The organism is Allobosea lathyri (genome assembly GCF_900108245.1).
Taxonomy (GTDB): Bacteria; Pseudomonadota; Alphaproteobacteria; order Rhizobiales; family Beijerinckiaceae; genus Allobosea; species Allobosea lathyri.
On record NZ_FNUY01000001.1, the window covers coordinates 378,809 to 404,395 of the forward strand.

23 protein-coding genes are annotated in these 25,587 nt (G+C 64.9%); 14 read left to right on the forward strand and 9 right to left on the reverse strand.

The features are described from left to right. Window positions 1-6: 6 nt before the first annotated feature. The 4 genes from C4S73_RS01730 to amaB form a co-directional block, all read right to left on the reverse strand. A complete protein-coding gene (locus C4S73_RS01730; RefSeq protein ID WP_103870730.1) occupies window positions 7-1,677 on the reverse strand; it encodes a thiamine pyrophosphate-binding protein in 1,671 nt (556 codons plus the stop codon). Beyond that, window positions 1,670-2,857 (reverse strand): CaiB/BaiF CoA transferase family protein, encoded by a 1,188-nt coding sequence (locus C4S73_RS01735; protein ID WP_103870731.1) that lies wholly within the window; start codon window positions 2,855-2,857, stop codon window positions 1,670-1,672. The genes C4S73_RS01730 and C4S73_RS01735 overlap by 8 nt, the downstream gene beginning before the upstream one ends. Window positions 2,858-2,987: 130 nt before the next feature. Continuing rightward, window positions 2,988-4,208 carry an acyl-CoA dehydrogenase gene (locus tag C4S73_RS01740; RefSeq protein WP_103870732.1) on the reverse strand — a complete coding sequence of 407 codons (1,221 nt, stop codon included), beginning with the start codon at window positions 4,206-4,208 and terminating at the stop codon, window positions 2,988-2,990. A 175-nt stretch (window positions 4,209-4,383) separates the two neighbouring features. Further along, a complete protein-coding gene (gene amaB / locus C4S73_RS01745) occupies window positions 4,384-5,904 on the reverse strand; it encodes an L-piperidine-6-carboxylate dehydrogenase (protein WP_103870733.1) in 1,521 nt (506 codons plus the stop codon). A gap of 252 nt (window positions 5,905-6,156) precedes the next feature. On the opposite strand from amaB, the gene C4S73_RS01750 reads away from it, so the two are divergent. From C4S73_RS01750 to C4S73_RS01760, 3 genes are all read left to right on the forward strand, one after another. Beyond that, window positions 6,157-7,071: a LysR family transcriptional regulator gene (locus C4S73_RS01750; protein WP_103870734.1), complete on the forward strand. Its 915-nt coding sequence runs from the start codon at window positions 6,157-6,159 to the stop codon at window positions 7,069-7,071. Window positions 7,072-7,167: 96 nt separating this feature from the next. Beyond that, on the forward strand, window positions 7,168-8,388 hold the full coding sequence (locus tag C4S73_RS01755) for an NAD(P)/FAD-dependent oxidoreductase (protein WP_103870735.1): 1,221 nt from the start codon (window positions 7,168-7,170) through the stop codon (window positions 8,386-8,388). 28 nt (window positions 8,389-8,416) lie between these two features. Next, window positions 8,417-8,923 carry a DinB family protein gene (locus tag C4S73_RS01760; protein WP_103870736.1) on the forward strand — a complete coding sequence of 169 codons (507 nt, stop codon included), beginning with the start codon at window positions 8,417-8,419 and terminating at the stop codon, window positions 8,921-8,923. Between the two features lie 36 nt (window positions 8,924-8,959). Here C4S73_RS01760 and C4S73_RS01765 read toward each other — a convergent pair whose 3' ends face one another. Next, window positions 8,960-9,478: a hypothetical protein gene (locus tag C4S73_RS01765; protein ID WP_103870737.1), complete on the reverse strand. Its 519-nt coding sequence runs from the start codon at window positions 9,476-9,478 to the stop codon at window positions 8,960-8,962. A 187-nt stretch (window positions 9,479-9,665) separates the two neighbouring features. On the opposite strand from C4S73_RS01765, the gene C4S73_RS01770 reads away from it, so the two are divergent. Then, window positions 9,666-10,298, forward strand: a complete 633-nt coding sequence (locus C4S73_RS01770; protein ID WP_103870738.1) for a LysE family translocator — start codon at window positions 9,666-9,668, stop codon at window positions 10,296-10,298. 4 nt (window positions 10,299-10,302) lie between these two features. Here C4S73_RS01770 and C4S73_RS01775 read toward each other — a convergent pair whose 3' ends face one another. Then, window positions 10,303-11,253 carry a hydrogen peroxide-inducible genes activator gene (locus C4S73_RS01775; protein ID WP_103870739.1) on the reverse strand — a complete coding sequence of 317 codons (951 nt, stop codon included), beginning with the start codon at window positions 11,251-11,253 and terminating at the stop codon, window positions 10,303-10,305. A 136-nt stretch (window positions 11,254-11,389) separates the two neighbouring features. Here C4S73_RS01775 and C4S73_RS01780 point away from each other — a divergent pair, with 136 nt between their 5' ends. Then, on the forward strand, window positions 11,390-12,895 hold the full coding sequence (locus C4S73_RS01780) for a catalase (RefSeq protein ID WP_103871237.1): 1,506 nt from the start codon (window positions 11,390-11,392) through the stop codon (window positions 12,893-12,895). A gap of 309 nt (window positions 12,896-13,204) precedes the next feature. Beyond that, window positions 13,205-14,404 carry a M20 family metallopeptidase gene (locus tag C4S73_RS01785; RefSeq protein ID WP_103871238.1) on the forward strand — a complete coding sequence of 400 codons (1,200 nt, stop codon included), beginning with the start codon at window positions 13,205-13,207 and terminating at the stop codon, window positions 14,402-14,404. Between the two features lie 15 nt (window positions 14,405-14,419). Here the strand turns inward: C4S73_RS01785 and C4S73_RS01790 are convergent, their stop codons facing one another. Further along, complete coding sequence (locus tag C4S73_RS01790; RefSeq protein ID WP_103870740.1) at window positions 14,420-15,004, reverse strand: TetR/AcrR family transcriptional regulator; 585 nt, start codon at window positions 15,002-15,004, stop codon at window positions 14,420-14,422. A gap of 102 nt (window positions 15,005-15,106) precedes the next feature. Here C4S73_RS01790 and C4S73_RS01795 point away from each other — a divergent pair, with 102 nt between their 5' ends. Continuing rightward, complete coding sequence (locus C4S73_RS01795) at window positions 15,107-15,316, forward strand: hypothetical protein (protein WP_103870741.1); 210 nt, start codon at window positions 15,107-15,109, stop codon at window positions 15,314-15,316. 81 nt (window positions 15,317-15,397) lie between these two features. Continuing rightward, window positions 15,398-16,066, forward strand: coding sequence for a hypothetical protein (locus tag C4S73_RS01800; protein ID WP_146071243.1), 669 nt, complete (start codon window positions 15,398-15,400; stop codon window positions 16,064-16,066). A 24-nt stretch (window positions 16,067-16,090) separates the two neighbouring features. On the opposite strand, the gene C4S73_RS01805 is transcribed toward C4S73_RS01800, so the two are convergent. Both C4S73_RS01805 and otsB read right to left on the reverse strand, forming a co-directional pair. Beyond that, the gene (locus C4S73_RS01805) at window positions 16,091-17,932 is read right to left on the reverse strand and encodes a glycoside hydrolase family 15 protein (RefSeq protein ID WP_103871239.1); all 1,842 of its coding nucleotides are present in this window, start codon (window positions 17,930-17,932) and stop codon (window positions 16,091-16,093) included. 8 nt (window positions 17,933-17,940) lie between these two features. Further along, window positions 17,941-18,729, reverse strand: coding sequence for a trehalose-phosphatase (otsB, locus tag C4S73_RS01810; RefSeq protein ID WP_103871240.1), 789 nt, complete (start codon window positions 18,727-18,729; stop codon window positions 17,941-17,943). A 78-nt stretch (window positions 18,730-18,807) separates the two neighbouring features. Here otsB and C4S73_RS27790 point away from each other — a divergent pair, with 78 nt between their 5' ends. The 6 genes from C4S73_RS27790 (at window position 18,808) to prmC (ending at window position 25,513) form a co-directional block, all read left to right on the forward strand. Continuing rightward, on the forward strand, window positions 18,808-19,032 hold the full coding sequence (locus tag C4S73_RS27790) for a hypothetical protein (RefSeq protein ID WP_146071244.1): 225 nt from the start codon (window positions 18,808-18,810) through the stop codon (window positions 19,030-19,032). A 39-nt stretch (window positions 19,033-19,071) separates the two neighbouring features. Beyond that, window positions 19,072-20,607: an alpha,alpha-trehalose-phosphate synthase (UDP-forming) gene (gene otsA, locus C4S73_RS01815; protein WP_103870743.1), complete on the forward strand. Its 1,536-nt coding sequence runs from the start codon at window positions 19,072-19,074 to the stop codon at window positions 20,605-20,607. Window positions 20,608-20,855: 248 nt separating this feature from the next. Then, complete coding sequence (gene ptsP / locus C4S73_RS01820) at window positions 20,856-23,123, forward strand: phosphoenolpyruvate--protein phosphotransferase (RefSeq protein ID WP_103870744.1); 2,268 nt, start codon at window positions 20,856-20,858, stop codon at window positions 23,121-23,123. Window positions 23,124-23,180: 57 nt separating this feature from the next. Further along, entirely contained in the window at window positions 23,181-24,266 is a 1,086-nt protein-coding gene (prfA, locus tag C4S73_RS01825; protein ID WP_103870745.1) for a peptide chain release factor 1, read from the forward strand. Window positions 24,267-24,335: 69 nt separating this feature from the next. Then, window positions 24,336-24,584, forward strand: a complete 249-nt coding sequence (locus C4S73_RS28535) for a hypothetical protein (RefSeq protein ID WP_244595393.1) — start codon at window positions 24,336-24,338, stop codon at window positions 24,582-24,584. 125 nt (window positions 24,585-24,709) lie between these two features. After that, window positions 24,710-25,513, forward strand: coding sequence for a peptide chain release factor N(5)-glutamine methyltransferase (gene prmC, locus C4S73_RS28540; protein ID WP_244595394.1), 804 nt, complete (start codon window positions 24,710-24,712; stop codon window positions 25,511-25,513). Window positions 25,514-25,587: the final 74 nt, after the last annotated feature.

A 25,587-nucleotide genomic window follows, 5' to 3' on the forward strand; every position in this document is an offset into this window, starting at 1 on the left:
TCTCGTTCAGCCCTGTGCGGCGAAGGCTTCCGCCCGGATCGTCGACAACGACTTGGCCGGCGTGATCGCCTCGGGATCGAGGATGCAGTGCAGGATTGCGGGCTTGCCCGAAGCAACCGCGCGCTCGAAGGCCGGTCCGAACTCGGCGGTGGTTTCGACGCGCTCGCCATAACCGCCGAAGGCCGTCGCATAGGCCGCGAAATCCGGGTTCTTCAGCGTCGTCGCCGAAACGCGGCCGGGATAGTGCTTCTCCTGATGCATGCGGATAGTGCCGTACATGCCGTTGTCGACGACGACGACGATCACCGGCAGCTCGTATTGCACGGCGGTGGCAAAATCCTGCCCGTTCATCAGGAAGCAGCCGTCGCCCGCAAAGGCGACGACGGTGCGCTCGGGGAACAGTCGTTTGGCGCCGATAGCGGCCGGCACGCCATAGCCCATCGAACCGCAGGTCGGCGCAAGCTGCGTCGCGAATTTGGTGAAGCGGTGGAAACGATGCACCCACGTCGCGTAGTTGCCCGCGCCATTGCACAGGATCGCGTCGTCGGGCAGGTAGCGCCGCAGCCAGGTCACGGCCTCGCCGGGGTGGAAGGTACCAGCGACCGGCGCAGGCTGCTCGCTCCAGCCGAGATAGGCCTCATGCGCCTCGGCTGCTGCCCCCGCCCAAGGGATCGTCTGCGGCGGATGCACGGTCTCCAGCGCGGCGCAGAAGGCCGTCGGCGAGGCGTTGATCGCCAGCGAAGGCCGGTAGACGCGGCCGAGCTCTTCCGCGTCGGGATGGACATGCACCAGTGGCCGGCCGGGATTGGGGATGCCGAACAGCGTGTAGGACTGGCTCGGCATTTCCGAGAGACGGCCGCCGACGAGCACGACGAGATCGCTCTCCTGAATGCGCTTCAGCAGCTTCGGATTGGGGCCGATGCCGAGATCGCCTGCGAAATTGGGATGGTCGGCCGGAAACAGCATCTGCCGGCGGAAGGATACTGCGACGGGCAGGTCGAAACGCTCGGCGAACCGCGTGAAGCGCTCGATCGCCTGCGGATTCCAGCGCGAGCCGCCGAGGATCGCGATCGGCGACTTCGCCGCCCAGAGCCGCTTCTGCAGGTCGATGGTCTGCAGCAGCGAGGGATGGGTTTCGGTGACCTGATAGGGCTCAGCATCGGCGACATCGGCGAGATCGGTCAGCACGTCCTCGGGCAGTGCGATCACCACCGGGCCGGGCCGGCCGGCGGTCGCGACATGGAAGGCGCGGCTGATGATCTCGGGGATGCGCGCGGCATCGTCGATCTCGGTCGCCCATTTCGTCATCGTGCCGAAGACGGCGCGGTAATCGAGCTCCTGGAAGGCTTCGCGCTCGCGCATGCCGCGCTCGATCTGCCCAACGAACAGGATCATCGGCGTCGAGTCCTGGTCGGCAATATGGATGCCGGGCGAGGCGTTGGTGGCGCCGGGGCCGCGCGTCACGAAGCAGATGCCGGGCTTGCCCGTGAGCTTGCCAGCGGCTTCCGCCATCATGCTGGCGCCGCCTTCGGCCCGGCAGATGGTGACCTTGAGCTTGGCGTCATGCAGCGCGTCGAGCACGGCAAGATAGCTCTCGCCCGGTACGCAGAACGCGTCGGTTGCGCCATGCAGGATCAGTTGATCGACGAGAATTTGCCCGCCAGTGCGATTAGCCATGTCGTCCACTCCAGACGGGGTCGTTCAGGATTTCGTCTTTGTGCTCGCCGAGCCGTGGGCTCGGCCGGTTTGCGACCTGCCGAACGCCATCGATCACGATCGGGGAGGCAACGGTCGGTATTGTGCCAGCAGCGGCAGCGGGGGCCGGCAACTCGACCCGTACGCCACGCGCCACCACCTGAGGATCGGCAAAGACCTCGTCGATCGCATTGATCGGCCCCGCCGGCACTCCGGCCTGCTCCAGCCCTGCCAGCAATTCGAGCTTGTGACGCCGTGAGGTCAGCGAACCCAGCATGGGGACCAGCACGGCCCGGTTGGCGACACGCATCTTATTGTCGGCATAGTCGGGATGGCCGCCGAGATCGGGCCGGCCCAGCACGTCGCAAAGCCGCCGGTATTGCCCGTCATTGCCGGTCGCGATGACGATGTGGCCGTCCGCGACAGGGAAGACTTCATAAGGCACGATATTGGGATGGGCATTGCCGAGCCGGCCCGGCACCTTGCCCGAAACCAGATAGTTCAGCGCCTGATTGCCGAGCACGGCGACCTGCGTGTCCATCAGTGCGAGGTCGAGCGTCGCGCCTTCGCCGGTCGCGTCGCGCCGCCGCAAGGCCGCCAGCAGGCCCACAGTGGCGTAGAGCCCGGTGAAGATATCGGCGGTGGCGTAGCCAGCCTTGATCGGCTGTCCGTCGGGCGATCCCGTTACGGACATCGGACCGGCCATGCCCTGGATCAGGAAGTCGTAGCCCGCGCGCTCGGCATAGGGGCCATCCTGTCCAAAGCCCGTGATCGAGCAATAGATCAGGCTGGGATGAAGCTTGCGCAGCGAGGCTGCATCGAGCCCGTATTTCTCCAGGCCGCCGACCTTGAAATTCTCGACGACGATATCGGCATGACCCGCGAGCTTGCGGACCAGCGCGCGGCCTTCCTCGGTGCGGAAATCGGCCGTGATCGAACGTTTGCCGCGATTGCAGGAGTGGAAATAGGCGGCAGACAGGTTTTCGCCATCCACGCCTTCGACGAAGGGCGGCCCCCATGAGCGGGTATCGTCGCCCTCAGGACTTTCGACCTTGACGACGTCGGCGCCGAGATCGGCCAGCAGCTGGCCGATCCATGGTCCGGCAAGGATGCGCGCGAGTTCGAGGACGCGCAGGCCGGCGAGGGGAGGGGATTGGGACATGGTTCGGCGTTGCCCTTGGCCGCTTCCGTCATGGTCGGGCTTGACCCGACCATCTCTTGGGGGAGGTTGGCTCTGGTGGAGATGGTCGGGTCAAGCCCGACCATGACGTCGTCGGCTCAGAAGAACCGGCTCAGAAGAACGCCTGCAAGCCCGTGATCGCCCGGCCGAGGATCAGCGCGTGAACATCATGCGTGCCCTCATAGGTGTTCACCGTCTCGAGGTTCGCGGCGTGGCGCATCACCTGGTATTCGATCGAGATACCGTTGCCGCCGTGCATGTCGCGAGCCTGGCGGGCGATGTCGAGCGCCTTGCCGCAATTGTTGCGCTTGACGAGCGAGATCATCTCCGGGGCCATCCGGCCTTCGTCGAGCAGGCGCCCGACGCGAAGCGAGCCCTGCAGGCCGAGCGTGATCTCGGTCAGCATGTCCGCCAACTTCTTCTGGTAGAGCTGCGTCTGGGCCAGCGGCTTGTTGAACTGCTTGCGGTCGAGCCCGTATTGGCGCGCACGCTGGAAGCAGTCTTCGGCGGCACCCATCACACCCCAGGAGATGCCGTAGCGCGCCCGGTTGAGGCAGCCGAACGGACCTTTGAGGCCGGAGACGTTGGGCAGCAGGTTCTCTTCGGGAACGATGACGCCGTCCATGACGACTTCGCCGGTGATCGACGCCCGCAAGGAAAGCTTGCCCCCGATCTTCGGCGCCGACAGGCCCTTCATACCCTTTTCGAGGATGAAGCCGCGGATCTGATTGTCATGCGCGGCCGATTTCGCCCAGATCACGAAGACATCGGCGATCGGTGAATTCGAAATCCACATCTTGGAGCCCGTGAGCTTGTAGCCATCGGCCACCTTCTCGGCGCGGGTCTTCATGCCGCCGGGATCGGAGCCGGCATCGGGCTCGGTCAGGCCGAAGCAGCCGACCCATTCGCCCGAGGCGAGCTTGGGCAGGTACTTCTTACGCTGGTTCTCGTCGCCATAGGCGTAGATCGGATACATCACCAGCGAGGACTGCACCGACATCATCGAGCGGTAGCCCGAATCGACGCGCTCGACTTCGCGGGCGACGAGCCCATAGGACACATAGTTCGCGCCGGCGCAGCCATATTCTTCAGGCACGGTCACGCCGAGCAGGCCGAGTTCGCCCATCTCGTTGAAGATAGAACGCTCGGTGGTCTCGTTGAGATAGGCTTCGGAGACGCGCGGCTGCAGTTTCTCCTGCGCGTAAGCGCGCGCGGCGTCGCGGATCAGCCGCTCGTCTTCGGTGAGCTGATCGTCGAGCAGGAAGGCGTCATCCCAGGTGAACTCAGCCAGCTTATGGCTGGGCGCGTGGTGGCTGCGGGCGGCCTCGGTCATGATGTGTTCCTTCCCTCGTCTTATTCAACCGCGCGTCATCCCGGACAAGCCGCGAAGCGGCGCCGATCCGGGATCCATCCTTGGGCGTCATTCTCGGGCTTGACCCGAGAATCTTGTGACCAGCTGGCTGGTTTCCGAGATGGTCGGGTCAAGCCCGACCATGACGCCCGATGAATCACGCATCCACATCGAAGCTGACGCCCTGCGCCAGCGGCAATGTCGTACCGTAGTTGAGCGTATTCGTCGCGCGGCGCATATAGGCCTTCCAGGCATCGGAGCCCGCCTCGCGGCCGCCGCCGGTTTCCTTCTCGCCGCCGAAGGCTCCGCCGATCTCGGCGCCGGACGGGCCGATATTGACGTTGGCGATGCCGCAATCCGAGCCTTCGCCGGAGACGAAGGTTTCGGCCTCGCGCATGTCGAGCGTGAAGATCGAGGAGGACAGGCCGGCGCCGACCGCGTTCTGGATCGCGATGGCCTCGCCCAGCGTCTTGTACTTCATCACATAGAGGATCGGTGCGAAGGTCTCGCGTTCGACCGGGCCGGTCTGCGAGGGCATCTCGACCAGCGCCGGGCGGACATAGAAGCCGCCGACGCCGACATCGACTTTGTCGCCGCCATGCACCTTGCCGCCAGCCGTCTTGGCCTCGCCAAGCGCCGTCTGCATGCCCTGATAGGCGGCCTCGTCGACCAGCGGGCCGACCAGCACGCCGGCCTGCCGGGGATCGCCGATCTTGACCGAACCATAGACCTTGATCAGCTTCGGGATCAGAGCGTCATAGATGCTCTCATGCACGATCAGGCGGCGCAAAGTGGTGCAGCGCTGGCCAGCAGTGCCGATCGCCGCGAAAGCGATGCCGCGCAGCGCGATGTCGAGATCGGCCGAGGGCGCGACGATGGCAGCGTTATTGCCGCCGAGTTCGAGGATGGCGCGGGCGAAGCGCGACGCCAGCTTCTGGCCGACTTCCTTGCCCATCCGGGTCGAGCCCGTGGCCGAGACGACCGGAACGCGGTGATCCTGCACCAGGATATCGCCGATCTCGCGGCCGCCGATCAGCACTTCCGACAGGCCAACCGGAGCCTCGGGCCCGAAGCGCTTCATAGTGCGCTCGACGATGGCCTGCACGGCAAGGCCGGTCAGCGGGGTCTTCTCGGAGGGCTTCCAGACGACGCTGTCGCCGCAGACGAAGGCGAGCGCGGCATTCCACGACCAGACGGCCACGGGAAAGTTGAAGGCCGAGATCACACCGCAGACGCCCAGCGGGTGCCAGGTTTCCATCATGCGGTGGTGGGGGCGTTCGGTGGCGATGGTGAGGCCGTAGAGCTGGCGCGAGAGACCCACCGCGAAATCGCAGATATCGATCATCTCCTGGACTTCGCCCAAGCCCTCGGACGTGACCTTGCCGGCCTCGAGCGTCACCAGCAGGCCGAGATCGTCCTTGGCGGCGCGCAGTTCCTCGCCGAGCAGCCGGACGAACTCGCCGCGGCGCGGCGCGGGGACCTTGCGCCAGAGCAGGAAGGCGGATTGCGCCCGGCCGATCGCGGCCTCGGCCTCGGCTGCGCTGGTCTCGCGCAGCGTTCCCACGGTCTCGCCCGTGATCGGCGAGCGGGCGGTCATGCCCGTCTTGGCGAAGACGCTATCGGACACGCCGAGGCGTTTCAGCAAAGCGAGGGCATCTTGGGGCAGGGGCGAAGTCATGAATTCCGAGCCTTTACACTGTTAGTCGCGGGGACGTGTTCCAACGCACCGTCATCCCGGACGGAGCGAAGCGGAGATCCGGGATCCATCATAGAGCGCGAGTGGCCTTCGATGGATCCCGGATCTGCGCGGCTTCGCCGCTTGTCCGGGATGACGGCATGGTTCGGGGGCGTCCTAATTTCTGCTGAACAATGCCCTCTTCCACCCCATCGCGGCAACCGATATGTTCTCACGACTTGATGAGAAGAAGTCATGAATTTTGAACTCGTCCCAGGCCGCCTTTCGGTGCCCTCGCTCTCGGCGCTCGCCGCCTTCGAGGCGGCGGCGCGCCATGGCAGTTTCACGCGCGCCGCTGAGGAATTGAACCTGACGCAAGGGGCGGTCAGCCGGCAGGTGGCGCAGCTTGAGAAGCTGCTCGGAGTTGCCCTGTTCGAGCGGGTCAAGAAGCGCGTGAGCCTGACGCCGGCGGGCAATGCCTATGCGGCTGAGATCCGCGATGGCCTGTCGCGTCTGGCGGCCGCCACTGTATCGGCCATGGCCTTTCGCGGGGCTGCCGGCGTGCTGCATCTTGCGATCCTGCCGACCTTCGGCACGCGCTGGCTGATCCCGCGTCTGCCGCGCTTCATCGAGGCGCATCCGGGCATCACGATCAATTTCACAACCAAGCTGGTCCCGTTCGATTTCGCCCGCGAGCAGGTCGATGCCGCCGTGCATTTCGGCGATCCGGTCTGGCCCGGCGCACGGCTGCACCGGCTGATGGGCGAAGAGGTCGTGCCCGTCGCGGCGCCCTCGCTGGTCGAGCGCGTCGGGATCAGGCAGCCCGCCGACATGCTGCGCGCACCGCTGCTTCAGCAATCGACCCGGCCCCGGGCCTGGGCGACCTGGCTGGAGCGGGAGGGGTTGGCGCCGGAGCGCGCGATGATGGGCCCGCGATTCGAGCAGTTCGCCATGGTCTCGCAAGCCGCCGTCGCAGGCCTGGGGCTGGCGATTGTGCCGCGCTTCCTCATCGAGGAGGAACTGCGCTCGGGCGCGCTCGTCGTGCCGGTCGACCGGCCGGTGACCGGGACCGAGGGTTATTATCTGGTCTATCCGGAGACGAAGGCTGGCTTGCCCGCCGTGATCGCTTTTCGCGACTGGCTGGTCGGAGAATGTGCCGGGGCGGTCTGAGAGCCTCTCGACAATGCTGAGTTCTCGCGCCATTCATGCGCAGAGTTCATCAACCTTGGCCGCCGGACGATGCGGTCACCATAGCCGAGGGCCACCATGCCGTCCGTGTCCGAGACCGCCGATGTCGTGATTTGCGGTGGCGCCGCCATCGGCTCCTCCGTGGCCTACAACCTCGCCGCCGATCCCGGCTTCAAAGGAAGGGTCGTGGTGATCGAGAAGGATCCGACCTATCGATACTCCGCCTCGGCGCTGTCGGCGGCCTCGATCCGCCAGCAATTCTCCAGTTCCGTGAACATCCGGATTTCGCTCTTCGGCATCGATTTTCTGCGCAACATCGGAGCCCATCTCGCTGTTGATGGCGAGACGCCGGAGATCGATCTGCATGAGGGCGGCTATCTCTATGTCGCGAGCGAGGAAGGCCGTCCGGTTCTGGAAGCCAACCAGCATCTGCAGCAGCGCGAGGGTGCTGATATCGCGCTTTATGCTGCAGATATGTTGCGCAGCAAATTCAGCTGGCTAAATGTTTCCGACCTCGCCTGCGGGACCTATGGCGTCAGCGGCGAGGGCTGGTTCGATGGCTGGGCCCTGCTGCAAGCCTTTCGCAAGAAGGCACGCAGCCTCGGCGTCGAATATCGCCAGGGCGAGGTCGCGCGCTACCTGACGGAGGGTGGGCGCGTCACGGGCGTGGAACTCGCCGATGGCAGCCGGATCGCCTGCGGCGCCGTCGTGAACGCCTCGGGCACGCATGGCGCGCGGCTTGCCGCGACGGCCGGTGTCATCATCCCCGTGCAGTCGCGCAAGCGCTATGTCTTCAGCTTCACCTGCAAGGGCGAGGTGGACAACTGCCCCCTGCTGATCGACACCTCTGGCGTCTATTGCCGCCCCGAAGGCAAGCGCGGCAGCGAAGGGCAGATGTTCATCTGCGGCGCCTCCCCCTCGGAGGAGACGGATACGAACTGGATCGAAAGCGATCCCGCGGTCGAGGATGTCGACTGGTCCTTCTTCGAGGAGACGATCTGGCCGGCGCTCGCCCATCGCATCCCGGCTTTCGAGCAGATCAAGCCCGGCCGCGCCTGGGCCGGCCCCTATGACATGAACCTCCTCGACGCCAACGCCATCGTCGGCCCTGCGGTCGAGGTGCCCAATCTCTATCTCGCCAACGGCTTCTCGGGGCATGGCCTGCAGCAGTCGCCTGCGGTCGGACGCGCGCTCGCCGAGCATTTGGTGCATGGCGGCTATCGCACGCTCGATCTTGCCGATCTCGGCCATGCGCGCATCGTTGCCGGCAAGCCGCTGCTCGAGGCAAACATCATCTGAGGCAGCACCATAGGAGAGGATGCCAGCCATGGTGGACCCTGCCTTCGTCCAGACGATGGCGCGCTACAATAGCTGGCAGAACCGGAGCTTGATGGCTGAGGCTGACTTGCTCGGCGACGAGGCGCGCCGGCTCGACCGGGGCGCCTTCTTCAAATCGATCCAGGGCACCTTCAACCATCTCCTCTGGGCCGACGAGATTTGGCTGCATCGCCTGATCGGGACCGACAAACCGGCGATCAGTGGCAGGGACTCGCCGATCTACGTCAAGGACTGGGCCGAGTTCTGCGCAAGGCGAAACGAGCGCGACGCGGCGATCGAGACATGGGCCGATACTGTCGAGCCCAACTGGCTGCGCGGCACCCTGATCTGGTATTCGGGCGCCGCCGGGCGCGAACTGGGAAAACCGCGCGCCTTTGCCCTCATGCATATGTTCAACCACCAGACGCATCATCGCGGACAGATTCACGCGATGCTGACCGCAGCCGGTGCAAGGCCGGGAGATACCGACCTACTGCTCGTCGACGAGCCGCGATAATCAGAGGTATTGCGAGTTCGGTCGTTTCCTCGCCGATCAGCCAGCTTTTTTACGCGCGGCCGATCTCGCTCTGTCCGCTTCCGGTTTTTTTTCGCCCTCGTCCCTCTCGGGAGGGATCGCGGCCGTTGCGTTCTGGCTGAGCTTCTGGAAGAGGCCGAGCCCGACCATGGCGAGCACTGCAAGCAGGATCAGGAGACCGGGATAGACGATGTCGGACATTCTCGTCTGCGAGGCCTTGGTGATGAGCACCAGGGACTCCAGGCTCAGCGCGATGATGATGATCGTCATGAACTTGGTCAGCGATCCCCGCGCTTCTGCGGGCCGCCTTAGCTCGCGGTCGTTGACCACCTCTTCCTCGAACAGGAATTTTCCGACGTCGGCGACGGCCACCGCGATGATGATGAGGCCGATCCCGTCGAGCATGGTGTCAAGCGCGCCGTCGCCGGTCCAGAAGCCGGTCGCCGTGCGCCAGATCGCAACGCCGATCAGCAGGACCGAGGCCGCCAGCAGAGCGCCTGCAATGGCGGTGTAGAGAATGCGGCTGAAGAGCGTCATGGCGGCTCGGTTCTCGGCGGGGCGGTATGATCGGCGGGAAATGCCGCTGCGACAACCCTGCAACCCGCCGACGTCACCCGGCGTTCCCTGTGCCCGTCAAGGCTGCCATGTCTCCTGCGCACGGTCGGCCCTCTTGCAGGCTTGCTCGGGCTCGACGCAATGTCGCTGGCCTCCGGGGATCGACGCCATGCCAGACATCAGCAATCTCACTGCCTTCATCCTGCTCGCCTTCGGCATGGTGCTGACGCCCGGGCCGAACATGGTCTATCTGATCTCGCGGTCGATCTCGCAGGGCCCCGGCGCCGGCTTGATCTCGCTGGGCGGCATCGCGCTCGGTTTCCTCGTTTATGTGCTCTGCGCCGCGTTTGGCATCACTGCGCTCGTTTTCGCGGTGCCCTTTGCCTATGACGCCCTGCGGCTCGCGGGCGCGGGCTATCTTCTTTATCTCGCCTGGCAGGCGTTGAAGCCCGGCGGCAGCTCGCCCTTCCATGTCCGGAAGCTCGCCCATGACGGCCCGCGCAAACTCTTTGCGATGGGCTTCCTGACCAGCGTGCTCAACCCCAAGATCGCCATGTTCTATCTCGCGCTGCTGCCGCAATTCATCGATCCGGCGGCCGGCAGCGTGCTCGGTCAGTCGGTCATGCTCGGCTTCATCCAGATCGCGGTCAGCGTCAGCGTCAACACGCTGATCACGATCGCGGCCGGCAGCATCGCGCTTTTCCTGCGCACGCGGCCGTTCTGGTCCCTGGCTCAGCGCTGGTTGATGGGGACGGTGCTGGCGGGCTTTGCGCTGCGCATGGCGTTCGAGGCGCGCCGCTGATCGGTCAGGGCAGGTTGACCTGCTGAGGTTCGACGCCGTGCACCTGCCCGGCCGCAGTGCTCGCAAGCTGGCCAACCTCGGTCAGGATGCGCCCGAGCGCCTCGAAATCCTGCCGCCGGGGCGATGATCGGCGCCAGGCCAACCCGATCGAGCGGCTCGGCTGCGGCTCGGCGAAACGGAACAGCCGCACCGGCATATCCGCGCGCAACTCGATCGGCAGCGCCATCGCCGGCATCAGCGTGGTGCCAAAACCATTGGCGACCATCTGCATGATGGTCGAAAGGCTGGAGGCGCCATATTGCCGGCGCGACTCGATGCGGGTCGTGCCGCAGAAGCTGAGCGCCTGATCGCGCAGGCAATGCCCCTCTTCGAGCAGCAGCAGATTCTCACCTGACAGCGCAGCTTGCGGCGTGAAGGGCGCCTCGTTCCCCGGCGAGCCCGAGGGCACGACCAACAGGAACGGATCGTCGAAGAGCGGCAAAGTCTCGAGCCCTGCCCGGTCTATCGGCAAGGACAGCAAGGCGACGTCGAGCCGCCCATCGGCCAGTTCGTCGAGCAGGGTCGCCGTTTGCGTCTCGCGCAAGCGCAGGCCCAGACCGGGATAGCGTCGCTGCAGCATCGGCAATGTCGCCGGCAGCAGATAAGGCGCGACCGAAGGGATGACGCCGAGGTCGAGATCGCCGCTCAGCAGGTTTGGCCGGTGCCGCGCATGGTCGACGAGATCGCTGGCCTCCAGCAGGATGCGCTTCGCCCGCTCCGCGATCTCGTGCCCCGTCTCGGTCAGCGCGATCGCGCCACGCCGCCGCTCGACGAGCTGGCAGCCGAGATAACCCTCAAGCTCCTGAATCTGCAGCGAAAGCGCGGGTTGGCTGACATGGCACTCCTCGGCGGCACGCCCGAAATGGCGATGCCGCGCGACCGCGGAGAAATAACGGAGCTGTTTCAAAGTGACCATGTCGATTTGATAAACTTATCGCACAAGCGGGTAAATGGTATTGGACATCATCGTCGCAAAGCGCTGTTACTTCCTCCAATTCAAAACCGGCCAGTTGCTCTATTGGGTTGCCGGCAGTTCGCCAGGAGGAGAAATCATGTCCGACAACAAGACCATGACCACGACGGCCGGCGCGCCGATCCCGGACAACCAGAATTCGATCACTGCTGGAGAGCGCGGCCCCGTCCTGATGCAGGACTATCAGCTGATCGAAAAGCTGGCGCACCAGAATCGCGAGCGCATTCCGGAGCGCGCCGTCCACGCCAAGGGCTGGGGCGCGCATGGCACGCTGACCATCACCGGCGACATCTCGAAATTCACCAAGGCCAAGTCGCTGCAGCCGGGCGCCGTCACCCCGATGCTGGCCCGCTTCTCGACGGTTGCCGGCGAAATGGGCGCGGCCGACGCCGAGCGCGACGTTCGCGGCTTCGCGCTGAAGTTCTATACGCCGGAAGGCAATTGGGATCTCGTCGGCAACAACACGCCGGTCTTCTTCGTGCGCGATCCGGTCAAGTTCCCCGACTTCATCCACACCCAGAAGCGCCACCCCAAGACCAATATGCGCTCGCCCACCGCGATGTGGGATTTCTGGTCGCTCAGCCCCGAAAGCCTGCACCAGGTCACGATCCTGATGTCGGATCGCGGCCTTCCGACCGACGTGCGCCACATCAACGGCTACGGCTCGCACACCTATTCCTTCTGGAACGACAGCGGCGAGCGCTACTGGGTGAAGTTCCACTTCAAGACCATGCAGGGCCACAAGCACTGGACCAATGACGAGGCGTCCGTCGTCGTCGGCAAGAGCCGCGAGACCACGCAGGAGGACCTCTACAACGCGCTTGAGCGCGGCGAGTACCCGCGCTGGAAGGTGCAGGTCCAGATCATGCCGGAGCTCGACGCCGAGAAGACCTCGTACAATCCCTTCGACCTGACCAAGGTCTGGCCGCATGCCGAATATCCGGTGATCGACATCGGCGTGATGGAGCTCAACCGCAACCCGGAGAATTATTTCGCGGAGATCGAGAACGCGGCCTTCTCGCCGTCGAACATCGTGCCGGGCATCGGCTATTCGCCGGACAAGATGCTGCAGGCCCGTGTCTTCTCCTATGCCGACGCTCACCGTCACCGGCTCGGCACGCATTACGAGAACATCCCGGTCAACCAGCCGAAAAACCCTGTTCATCACTATCATCGCGATGGCCAGATGAACACGTATGGCGGCATCCGCACCGGCAATCCCGACGCTTACTATGAGCCCAATTCCTTCGGCGGTCCGGTCGAGGCCCCATCCGCCAAGGAGCCGCCGCTGAAGATCTTGGGCAATGCCGACCGCTACAACCATCGCATCGGCAATGACGATTATTCGCAGCCACGCGCTCTCTTCAACCTGTTCGACCAGGGCCAGAGGGAGCGGCTGTTCTCCAACATCGCCGCCGCGATGGGCGGCATCCCGCGCGCGATCGAGGAGCGCCAGCTGGCGCATTTCGACAAGATCCACCCGGACTATGGCAACGGCGTGCGTCGCGCCCTGTCGAAGGCCGACGGCAACGAGCGTCCGGGCATCTCGGTGACCAAGGACACGCCGCAGCAGGCAGCGGAATAATTCTCCGCCCTTCGTCGGACTCAAGGGCCGCGGCGCAAGCCGCGGCTCTTTTTTGTAGAACGTGCCGGCACAGCCCTCATCCTGAGGAGCCGCGAAGCGGCGTCTCGAAGGATGCTCCAGCGGTCGCCGGAGCCCCCTCGAACATCCTTCGGGACGCGCCCCTACGGAGCGCTCCTCAGGATCAGGGCTCGGCGGAGTTGCCGGGCGATCAGCAGACCCAGTCAAACCCGCTACCGCGACGCCCTGCCTTTGGCTAAGCTCGCAGCATTGTCCCGTCTGGAACGAATGCGAGTCTGTACAATGAGCGAAATGACGCCTGAAGAAACCAAGGTCACGGCCTGGCTCGCCAGCCGCAAGGACGCGATGGTCGCGCTGCTACGCGAGATGGTCGACACCGATTCAGGCTCATACGACAAGGCCGGCGTCGATCGGGCAGGGCAGGTGCTCGCTCGTTTCCACGAGACGAACGGGCTCAGCGTCGAGATCGTCCCGGACAGCCGCTTCGGCGACGCCGTAAGGGCACGCCTGCCCAACCCCTCCGCCAATGACCAGCGTCCGGTTCTGCTGCTTGGCCATCGCGATACGGTGTTTCCGCAGGGCGAGCCGACGCGCCGGCCCTTCACCATCAAGGGCGGCCGCGCCTATGGGCCTGGTGTCGCCGACATGAAGGCGGGCGTCGTCATCGAGGCCTTCGTCGCGGCTGCCTTCGCCGAATGTGGCGGCTTGCCGGCGCCGCTGATGATGCTGACAACGAGCGATGAGGAAATCGGCTCGCCGTCCTCGCGCCCGATCATCGAGGCTGCCGCCCGCGAGGCGCGCTGCGTCTTCAACGCGGAGCCAAGCCGCTTGCCGGCCGGCACCGAGTTCGCGCGTGATCAGAAGCAGTCGATCACCTCAGGCCGCAAGGGCGGTGTCTTCATGCGCGCCGAGTTCATCGGCAAGGCGGCCCATTCCGGCGCCAATTACGAGAAGGGCGCCTCGGCCATCGTCGATCTCGGCCACAAAATCCCCAGGCTTCAGGGCCTGACCGATCTCGAAAAGGGCGTCACTGTCAATGTAGGGCTGATCGGCGGCGGCCAGACCGTCAACACCATCGCCCCCCATGCCTGGTGCGAGATCGACCTGCGCTATGTCACCGCCGCCCAGCGCGACGAATTGGTGGACGCGATCCGCGCGATCATCGAGACCCCTGTCGTCACGGGCACGAGTGCGGCCCTGACAATCAAGGGCGAGTTCGTGCCGCTCGAAGGGACGGCGGAGTCGCAGAAGCTGTTCGAGACCTATCGCGAGGCTGCTGCGGGCTACGGCATCAGTGTCAGCGCCGAATTCACCGGCGGCTGCGCCGATTCCGGCTTCACCGCGGCGCAGGGCTGCCCGACCTTGTGCAGCGTCGGGCCGATTGGCGGTATGGCGCATACGCCTGAAGAGTTCCTGGAGGTCGAGAGCATCGTCCCGGCAGCGCAGCTGCTGGCGCTGGCGGTGATGCGCACCGCAGCCCGGATGGAGTGACGGCCTCAGTAACCCTCAGCGGCAGAGCAGATCGACCCGGCGCGCAATCACGCTTTCGTCGTCGATCTGTTCTGTCAGCGACTGGAACCAGTTGAAGCCGACCCAAAGGGCCAGCCGATCCTCTACCTCGCTTTCGGCGATCTCTCCGCGCAGGGCAGCCCTGACGAAGATCGCGCGCGCCGCTTCGAGCCGCGCGCCCAGGAACTTGTGGCGCAGCGCGTCGAGCGCCGCCGCTCCCCCCTGCGCTTCCGCGACGAGTCCGCGAAAGGCGCTGCCCGCCGGGTTGCCGCGCCAGAAGCGCCAGAGATCGATCGTGTAGCGAATGAGATCGCTGCGCAGGTCGCCCAAATCCGCAGCCACGACGGCAGCGGCCTTTTCCGCGGAATAAACGGCGACGAAGAGATCGGCCTTGGTCGACCACCAGCGGTAGATCGTCGGCTTGCCCGCGCCGGCGCGCCTGGCCACCTCGTCGATCGAGAAACCGGCATAGCCTCGCTCGACCAGCAGTGATCGTGCAGCTGCAAGCACCGCCGCCTCCGTGTCCGGGTTTCGTCTGGCGCCGATCGAGGCGCGGCGGGCGGGGGGCTGTGCGGCGGCCATCTCGATCCTTCACATCATCTAACACCACTTGACTTAACGAAACGGGTCGTTTAGATCAAGGGCCATACGAAACGTACCGTTTCGATTGAAGGGAAATCCCTCATGATCATCCGAAGCTTTGCATCTCTGTGGGCCAGAGGCCGTTTCCTCGCCGTCGCGATGGTCGGCGCATATCTGATCCTGAACACATTATTGGCGCTGCTCGCGCCCCTGACGGCGCATTGGCCGACCTATGCGGTCACGGCCGTGGCCGTGCCTCCGATGGTCATGGCGATGGTCCATCTCGTCATCCCGTTGGCCAAGCGAGTCTGACCTGGCGTCAGTGCAGCCGCGGATTCGCTGCATCAACTAAGGCATTCTTGATCAACTAAGGCATTCTTGGAGGTCGTCACGATGTCTCTGCGCAATCTTGCAGGCACCGCTTTTCTGCTGGCCGCGGTAGGTGCGCCAGCCATGTTCGCATCGAGCGCTTTTTCATCGGAAGGAACGATCGTGACATCACAGCCGGCGGTCCAGCTTGTGCCCCGCAAGACGCTGCCCATTCCTGAAGGCTTCGAACAGGTGAGCGCGACGGATGTGCGCGTCGATGGCGAAGCGGCACGCCTTGTCCGAAGCGAGAGGACGAATGGGCGCAATGGCGGGCTGGAAGGTGAGCATGTCAGCATGCTGGTCACCCCGGCGGGTCGGCTCAAGGGATTCGTCCGCATGGACGGTTCATTGCGAAACCTGGCACTCCCCAGCCGGGAGGACACCAGAGCGATCGCGATGGCGTTCCTCTCGGATCATGCGCCCGATCTTCTGCAGGCTCTCGCGATCAGTTTCATCGAGCCACATGACGAGGTTGTACTGCTTGACGGCCAGCGTGAGGCGCTCACGGGCATGAAGGTCAAGATGCGCAATCTCTCTGACGGTCGCTGGTTCTGGGTCATCATCGGCGGCGACCGCCAGGCAATGGTCTTCGAGCGCGACATCGTCTGGGCAAATCTCAAGGGCCGTCGGCAAACCGAGAAATGGCTCCACGATTCCTGGCTAAAGGACCGTCGCGCTCGAAACCGACCGTGACGGGTTCGGGGTGCCGCGCTCGGCTCAGAACGCCTCTTCCCAGTTGCGGCTCAGCCGCATTGCCGAGTTGATCAGGCCGACCATCGAGTAGGTCTGCGGGAAATTGCCCCAGAGCTCGCCGGTCTTCAGATCGGCATCCTCCGAGAGCAGCCCGAAATTGTTGCGCCGCTTCAGGATGCGCCCAAACAGTTCCTTGGCTTCGTCGCTGCGGCCGATGGCGTGCAGCGCATCGACATACCAGAAGGCGCAGATCAGGAAGCCGGTATGCATGAAGCCGAAATCGTCCTGCGTCGCATAGCGCAGCAGCAGGTCGCCGCGCGTGAGGTCACGCCCGATCGCCTCGACGGTCGCGATGAAGCGCGGATCGTCGGGCTTGACGAAACCCAGTTCGGCGAAGAGCAGCAGCGTCGCGTCGAGTTCCGTCCCGCCGAAGGTCGAGACGAAATGGCCCTTCTCCTCGTTCCAGATATGGTCGGAGATAACGCCCTTCAGCCGCTTCGACTCGCCCTTCCAGTATTCCTTGCGATCGGCCCGGCCGAGCGTGCCGGCGATGCGGGCCAGCCGGTCGCAGGCGGCCCAGCACATCACGCTGGAAAAGGAGTGCACCGCCTCCTTCTCGCGCAGCTCCCAGGGACCGGCATCGGGCTTGTCGAAATAGGCGATGGCGAGCTCGCCCATGCGCTCCAGCTGGCCAAAAAGCGAGTCCTTGCCGGGCTGGATCAGGCGCTGGTCGAAAAAGGAGTGTGTCGCTGCCAGCACGACGGCGCCATAGCCGTCATTCTGGATCTGCGTGGCCGCGCCATTGCCGAAGCGCACCGGCTGGTGGCCGCGATAGCCCGAGAGGTTAGGCGCCTCGAATTCGTCGAGCGCGCCGCCGCGCGTGATCGGGTAGAGCGGCGGCAGATGTTCGGCGCCGCTCTCGGTGAAGGTGTCGACGATATTGGTGATGAAGCCGAGATAGTCCTCCATCGTCCGCGTCGTGCCGAGCCGGTTCAGCGCATGCACGACGAAATAGGCATCGCGCAGCCAGCAGAAGCGGTAGTCCCAGTTGCGCTGCGTGCCGGGTGCCTCGGGGATCGATGTGGTCAGCGCTGCCACGATCGCGCCCGATTCCTCGAAGGAGCACAGCTTCAGCGTGATCGCGGCGCGGATCACCTCCCTTTGCCAATCGAACGGGATCGACAGCGAACGCACCCAGTCGCGCCAGTAATCGGTCGTCTTGTCCAGGAATTCGCGCGAGGTCGTCTCGATCTCGGCGCGCAGAGCCTCGTCCGAGCCGATGAAGAAGGAGAAAGGCCGGTCGACAGCGAAGGGAATGCCTTCGATGACATAGGAAATCGGTGCATCGGTGGTCAGCCGGATGGTCTGGTCGGCGCCGACGAAGCGGACATGGTTGGAACCGCGGGTCATCTCGTCGGGCTCTTCGCCCAGGCCGAGGCAGGGCTTCACGATCACGCGGATGCGCGGCCTGCCCGAAATCCGCCGGACGCGGCGTACCAGCTGCGGCGGCCTGAAGAAGCGCTCATAGCGCACGAAACGCGGCGCGAAATCGAGGATCTCGATGGCGTTGCCGCTGTCGTCGGACAAGACGGAGGAGAGGATCGCGGTGTTGTCGAGATAGCTTTGCTCGCAGCGGGTCATCCCGACCATTTCGATGGCGAAGAAGCCCTTCTCGGGCAAGGCGTCGCCATCATCGGCCTTGTTGTCGATCAGGGAGCAGAAGACCGGGTCGCGGTCGAAGCGCGGGAAGCAGCCCCAGACGATATGGGCTCGCCGGTCGATAAGCGCGGCAATCGAGCAGTTGCCGATCACGCCGAGGTCGAGCGAGGCGGAATGCCGCCCCGCGGTCGTCGTCGATACTGTCATCGTCAACCTTATGAAAAGCTGGAGGCGGTCAGGCTGCCACGTTCGGCGGCCGCCAGAAGGATGGTGCGAAGGTCCGTCGGAGATTCGATGCGACGGGTGGCGCAGGTGTCGCCCCCGCCGATCCGGATCGAGAGGCCGCCAAGCGCGTTGACCGCCTCGAAGCCCGCTTCGTCGGTGATGTCGTCGCCGATGAAGACAGGCCTGCGCCCGGCATAGGGCGTTATCTGCATCATCGATGTGATCGCGGCGCCCTTGCTGGCGCCGGCCGGCACCAGTTCGGCGACGGATTTGCCCTCCTGAAGCCTGACCCCGGGACCCATCCGCTTGGCGACGGCGCGCATGAGGTCCAGCGCCTCGTCCTTGAGCTGTGGCGCGAGGCGCCAATGCAGGGCCGCAGAGATACGCTTGTCTTCGATGATGATGCCGACATTGCTGTTGGCGAAACGGACGAGATCGCGCATCGCCTCGCGCATCGCCACGGGAACGTCGGCCTGCGACAGGATCTGGCCGTTGACCCGAATCTGTGCGCCGTGAAGCCCGGCGGTATCGAAATGATAGGGAGTGAGGACCTCGTCGAGAAAGGCGACGGGCCGGCCCGAGACCAGCGCCAGCGCGCCGCCGAGGCTCGTGCGCAGGGTTTCCAGCGCGGGAGCCACGAGCCTGTCGAGCCTGACATCGTCGGGCGAGGGCGCGATTTCGACAAGCGTCCCGTCGAAATCAAGAAATAACGCGATGTCCTGCTCCGCCGCGGCGAAGTCGCGGATTTCGCTGACAGAATCTGGTTCGATCAATGTCATCATCTGGGTCTGTCTGAGTGAGAAAGGCGGCTAAAACACGGCCTCACGACTGAGAATTCCTTATCTGCGGCATTTCGAATGAACGGCCCGGCGGCGGCTGTTCTCGAACTTGCCACATTCTGCTTCCAGCTTGCACCCGCTGCCACGGTTTCAACGTATAACCGACATCGCTTCGCCACCGATCAGCGCGGCCATCTGGAAACATTACGTTTGCAGCTGCGTTCTGTTCCTGCCGCCGGGATTTTTGCGGCCCGAATTTTTAATGCCCGAGTTTTTGTCCGTGACGAAATCTGGGCGAAATGAACTTCGGGCGAACGGCTGAATAAGGAGTGCTTCCCCGCCATGCGTCTCGTCATCGTCTCGAACCGCGTCACTGTCCCGGAACGCAGCGAAAAGGCTGCTGCCGGAGGGTTGGCGGTGGCGCTGCGGGAGGCACTCGAGAAACAGGGCGGGCTCTGGTTCGGCTGGAGCGGGGCGATCAGCGAGGGCACGTCCCACCCGGTCAGGACAATCCAGCGTGGCAAGGTCACCTATGCGGTCACCGACCTCAGCGAGGCCGAGCGGCAATCCTATTATCTTGGCTTTTCGAACCGGGCCTTGTGGCCGCTCATGCATTATCGGCTCGGGCTCACCGAATTCTCCAGGACCGACTACACCGGCTATCTCGCGGTCAACCGTCGGTTCGCCAAGGCGCTGATCGCTCTGCTGGAGCCGGACGACGTGATCTGGATCCATGATTATCATCTGATCCCGCTTGCCGCGGAGTTGCGTCGGCGTGGCGTGACCAACCGGATCGGTTACTTCCACCACATCCCCTGGCCGCCGTCGGAGGTTTTCGGCGCTCTGCCCTTCAGCTCGACCCTGATCAGCACGATAGCTTCCTATGATCTGGTGGGAATGCAGACGGTCGTCGACGTCCGCAACCTGATCAGCGGTCTTGAAGCCATGTGCGGCGCCAAGTCCGACGGCCGGAAAGTCCGCGTCGGCCGACGCGAAACGGTCATTCAGGCGTTCCCGATCGGCATCGATGTCGAGGCCTTCCGGAAGCTAGCGGCGGCATCGGTCCGTTCCGCGACGACGCCGCTGAAGACGGCCAAGGAATCGCTTGGCGCCCGCAAGCTCGTCGTCGGTGTCGACCGGCTCGATTACTCGAAGGGGATCGTCCAGCGCCTTGAGGCTTTCGGCCAGTTCCTGCGAAGCCATCCCGAGCACAGGGGCAGCGTCAGCATGCTGCAGATCGCGCCGCCCTCGCGCAGCGACGTGCCCGAATATGCCGAGCTCGACCGGCAGTCGGACGAGACGGCGGGGCGACTGAATGCGGCGCTGGGGGAATTCGACTGGACGCCGATCAGGGTGGTGAAGAAGGCCTATTCGCGCAACGCGCTGGCGGGCTTCTACCGGCGCGCCCAGGTCGGGCTGGTCACGCCGATGCGCGACGGCATGAACCTCGTCGCCAAGGAATACATCGCAGCGCAGGACCCGCTCGATCCCGGTGTGCTGGTGTTGTCGCGCTTCGCCGGTGCAGCCCAGCAGATGGGGGAAGCGTTGATCGTGAACCCCTACGATACGCATGGCGTTGCCGAAGCCATTCGCACGGCGCTCGCCATGCCGAAATCGGAGCGCATCCGCCGCTTCGAGGCACTCTATGCCACGATCGACGCCACTGATATCGACTGGTGGACAAAGCGCTATCTCGATGCGCTTTCGGGCATCGATATGGGTCTGCCGGACGTAGCGCCCCCGGCCAAGGCGAAAGCCAAGCCGAAGGCGGCGGCCAAGACGGCCCGCCCGGGAACGCGTTCGGCGGCAAGGCCTCGCGCGGTCACGGGAACCTCAAAAGCCGCCCCCCGTGCCAGACCGGTGGCGCATCTTCCCTGAAATCGTGACGGCCTGATCCTGTCGGCACGATATGGCCAGCCAAACTAAACCTGGCGCGCGATCCCGAAAACTCGCCTCCACTTTCCGGATTCATTGAGGAGCCCTTGCCGAACACTGCCTTTGCTCGTTAGAAGGCGGCATGATCGAGGGTCGCTTGCGACTCGGCCATAAACTCGGCCATGACAGGTGTCGGGTCTGCGATGGATATCGGCCGCAATGGCTGAGGAGGCGGGCGGAGGGCAGGATTGATGCGAGGCGCTCTCGGAGGATCGGGCGTTCTGCTGCGCCGTCTCCGCGAGGTGATGGCAGCGTCGATCAGCCCTCAGGCGCGGCTGGATCGGCTTGTCGTACTGATCGCAGGCAATCTCGTCGCGGAAGTCTGCTCGGTCTATGTCCTGCGCGAGGACGGTTCGCTCGAGCTCTATGCCACCGAAGGCCTCAACCGCGAGGCCGTCCACCTCACCCTGATGCGCGCCGGGGAGGGCCTTGTCGGCCTGATCGCCAGCGAGGCAGAGCCGCTGGCGCTGTCGGACGCACAATCGCACCCATCCTTCTCCTACCGTCCCGAGACGGGCGAAGAGATCTACCGCTCCTTCCTCGGCGTTCCCATCCTGCGCGGCGGTGCCGTGATGGGCGTCCTCGTCATTCAGAACCGCGCTTCGCGGGTTTATAACGAGGAGGAGATCGAGTCTCTCCAGACCACCGCCATGATCATGGCGGAGATGATCGCTGCTGGCGGCCTGAAGTCGCTGGCGCGGCCGGGCGCCTCGATCGGGCTGGATCGGCCGATCCATGGCATCGGCGTTGCGCTCGCAGACGGCGTCGGCCTTGGGCATGCCGTGCTGCACGAGCCCCGCGTCACGATCACCAATCTGATCGCCGAGAATCCGGCCAGCGAAGTCCGGCGGCTGGAGGCCGCGATCGGCGAGATGCGCACCTCGATCGACGAGCTGATCGAACGCGGTGACGTCGCCCATACCGGCGAGCACCGCGATGTGCTCGAAACCTTCCGCATGTTCGCCCATGACCAGGGCTGGCTTCGCCGCATGCGCGAGGTCGTGCTGACCGGGCTGACGGCGGAGGCTGCGGTCGAGCGCGTCCAGTCCGACACCCGTGCGAAGATGCTGCGCCAGACCGACCCCTATCTGCGCGAGCGCCTGCACGATCTCGACGACCTCGCCAACCGGCTGCTGCGCACCTTGGTCGGCAAGGCCAACGGCGTGGCGCGCGAGGAATTACCCGAGAACGCGATCCTGATCGCGCGCTCGATGGGGCCTGCCGCGCTGCTGGACTACAACCGCGCCAATCTGCGCGGTCTGGTGCTGGAGGAGGGCGGTCCGACCAGCCATATCGCGATCGTGGCGCGCGCGCTCGGAATCCCGGCCGTCGGCGAGATCGTCAATGCGACGGCTCTCGTCCAGGCCGGCGACGCCGTCATCGTCGACGGCCAGGCCGGCGAGGTGCAGATCCGGCCGCAGCCCGACGTCGAGAACGCCTATAAGGACAAGGCCCGCCTGCGTGCGCGCAAGCAGAAGCAATACGAGAAGCTCAAGGAGATGCCCGCCGTCACGCGTGACGGTGTCGAGATCACCTTGCAGATCAATGCCGGGCTCCTCGTCGACATGCCCAATATCGAGGCGACTGCGGCCTCGGGAATCGGCCTGTTCAGGACCGAGCTGCAGTTCATGGTCGCCCAGCACATGCCGACCACGGGCGAGCAGCAGGCGCTCTATGCCGCCGTGATGGAGGCAGCGCAGGGCAAGCCGGTGACCTTCCGCACGCTCGACATCGGCGGCGACAAGGTCCTGCCCTATATGGAACGGGTCGAGGAAGAGAACCCGGCGCTCGGCTGGCGCGCCATCCGGATCGGGCTCGACAAGCCCCGCCTGCTGCGGGCGCAGCTGCGCGCGCTTCTGCGGGCCGGCGCCGGCCGCGACATGAAGATCATGCTGCCGATGGTCGCGACCGTCGACGAGTTCCAGCGCGCCCGCACGATCGTGGCGCGCGAGCAGGCGATGCTCGCCAAGCAGGGCCATGCCCCGCCGCGCACTCTCCAGCTCGGCGTTATGGTCGAGGTGCCCTCCCTGCTGTTCGAGCTGGCGGAGATTGCGCGCGAGGCGGATTTCCTCTCGATCGGCACGAACGACCTGATGCAATTCCTGTTCGCCGCCGACCGCGAGAACAAGCGCGTCGCCGATCGCTTCGACCCGCTTAGCGTCGCGGCGCTGCGGGCTCTGCGCAGCATCGTCGAGGCAGCCTCGGAAACCGGCTGCCCGGTCACCGTCTGCGGCGAGATGGGCGGCAAGGCCATCGAGACGATGGCGCTGATCGGGCTGGGCTATCGCTCTTTCTCGATGTCGGCGGCTTCGATCGGGCCGGTCAAGGCGATGTTGCGCTCGCTCGATGCCGGCAAGCTGCGCGAGCGGCTTGACTGGATGCTCGCCACGCCCGAAGTCGTTGCGAGCCTGCGGCCGCAGCTTTCGGCATTCGCGACCGAGTTCAAGGTTCCGGTCTAGCGAGACAGCCTTCGCTGCCGGCTGCGCCTCCTCATTTAACTGTTTTCGAGTTCCTTTATGTCCCTTCAGCTTCCGCAAGATCGTCTCGACGGCATCGTGGCGCGCCACGCCGCCGCTACCGACGAGATCAACCGCTCGGCTGAAGCGACCCGCACGGTCGAGCTTGCCAAGGAATTGTCGGAGCTTGAGCCAGTTGTCACCGCGATCGCTGCATGGCGTCGGGCCCTGTCGACACTGGCCGAGGCCGAGGCGCTGATCGAGGACCCGTTCACCGATACCGAATTCCGCGATCTCGCTTATGAGGAGCGCGATGCCGCCCGCATCGAGATCGAGGAGCGTGCCCGCGAGATCCTGATCGCGCTGCTGCCCAAGGATGCCGCCGACGAGCGCGGCGTCATCCTCGAAATCCGGGCCGGCACGGGCGGCGACGAGGCCTCGCTTTTCGCCGGCGACCTGCTGCGCATGTATCAGCGTCACGCCGCCCAGAAGGGCTGGAGCGTCGATATCATGTCGGAGAGCGAAGGCACGATGGGCGGCTTCAAGGAGGTTATCGCCGAGATATCCGGCAAGGGCGTCTATGCCCGGCTGAAGTTCGAATCCGGCGTCCACCGCGTCCAGCGCGTGCCCGATACGGAAACCAGCGGCCGCATCCACACCTCGGCCGCCACGGTTGCGATGCTGCCGCTGGCCGGCGATGTCGATATCGTCCTGAACGATTCCGAGATCCGCATCGACACGATGCGCGCTGGCGGCGCCGGCGGCCAGCACGTCAACAAGACGGAATCGGCGGTCCGCCTGACCCATTTGCCGACGGGAATCGCGGTCGTCGTGCAGGACGAACGCTCGCAGCACAAGAACAAGGCCCGCGCCTACGATCTGCTGCGCGCACGCCTCTACGACATGGAACGCAGCCGGGTCGATGCCGAACGCTCTGCCGACAGGCGTGCGCAGGTCGGCTCCGGCGATCGCTCGGAGCGCATCCGCACTTATAATTTTCCGCAGGGCCGCGTCACCGACCATCGCATCAACCTGACGCTCTACAAGCTCGACGAGATGATGCAGGGGATGGTGCTCGATGAGATCATCGATGCGCTGACGGCCGAGCACCAGGCCAAGCTGCTGGCCGCTGAAGGCGTTGCGTAGCTGCAATGAAACCAATTGCTTCCACGGGAGTTCATCTCGCATCGACATCCAACACGGCGGGAGCCTCCCATGATCAAGCTCGTTTCCAGCATCGCGATGGCCAGCATGATGACCTTGGCGTTGGGCAGCGCGTCCCAGGCCCAGGAGCAGACGATGCGTCGCATCACGTCGGGCCAGGCGGCGCCGTTGCAGAAGGCGATGACCCAGTCGCAGGCGCGTCGCGCCTGTCAGACGGAGATGCAGGGCTCGCGCGAAAGCAAGTCGGCCCTTCGCACGAAGATGAATTCCTGCATCGACGGGAAGATGCAGGGCAACTAGACCGGGCGGACACCTCGGATTCAGCGGGGAGGCGGATTATCGCCGGTAGTCCTGACCAAAGAGATCGAGAAGCAAGCGACGCCGCGCCGACGATAGTCGAAGCGCGGCGTCTCCTTGCGGCGCGCTTGCGCGAGGCTGGCGGGCAAACCGCGGCTCTTGATGCACGCCTTCTCGTGGAGGGTGCCCTTGGAGCGGCATATCCGGATGCGGACCTTCTCGACACGCTGGATGCGGCGACCCTTGCCAGATTGGAGGGCTTCGCCGAGCGCCGCCTCGCAGGCGAGCCGGTCTGGCGCATCCTGGGCGAGCGCGAATTCTGGGGCCTCACTTTCAAGCTGTCTGCGGCGACGCTCGAGCCCCGTCCCGATAGCGAGACGCTGGTCGAGGCTGCTCTCGAAATGCTCGGCACCCGCCGTCAGGACCCTTTGTCGGTGCTCGACCTGGGCACGGGGACGGGGTGCCTGCTGATTTCGATCCTGAGCGAATGCAGGAACGCCACCGGACTTGGGATCGATCTTTCCGAAGGAGCCTGCGCGACTGCGGCGTTGAACGCTGCCGCCAATGGCGTAGCGGATCGGGTCCGGTTCCGTCAGGGCGATTGGGTCGAGGGGCTGGAGGGCCGATTCGATCTCATCGTCTCCAACCCGCCCTATATTCCTGCAGGCGATATTGCGGGACTTTCGGTCGAGGTGCGCGATCATGATCCGCGTCTTGCGCTTGATGGCGGCCGCGATGGGCTCGATCCGTACCGTATTTTTGCAGAGCAGCTCCCGCGTTTGCTGGCGCCTCGCGGTGTTGTGATTCTGGAGATAGGGGCCGGGCAGGAAGGCGACGTCGTTTCGCTGATGAGCGGCGGGGGCCTTGCATTCCAGGGGCCGCGTTACGATCTTGGCGGCCATCCGCGAGCCCTGATCTTCGCCCGAGATTAAAGATAAGCGGGGTTTTGTGCGATTTTGCTTGGAACCTGGCCGGAAAGCCGCTATGCAACTTCTCAGCCGAAGCT